The following is a 232-nucleotide window of genomic DNA, read 5'->3' on the forward strand; positions in this document are numbered from 1 at the left end:
TGGCGCCGGTGGGGAAGTCAGGGCCCTTGATGCGCTCGATCAGTGCGTCAAGCAGTTCCTCGCGCGTGGCTTCGGGGTGGTCGAGCGCCCAATGCACGCCGTCGGCGACTTCACGCATGTTGTGCGGCGGGATGTTCGTGGCCATGCCGACCGCGATGCCGGACGACCCGTTGACGAGCAGGTTCGGGAAGCGCGCGGGCAGTACGGTGGGCTCCTGTGTCTTGCCGTCGTA

Annotated in this window: 1 protein-coding gene; it reads right to left on the reverse strand. The window is 67.2% G+C overall.

Annotated elements, in window-relative coordinates; translation table 11 throughout:
- The coding region (locus tag AC2Q9J_RS18565; RefSeq protein ID WP_499042214.1) for a DNA gyrase subunit A at positions 1-232 on the reverse strand (232 nt) is incomplete at both ends.

The organism is Planococcus sp. RAB007_Raresut, from assembly GCF_057369535.1.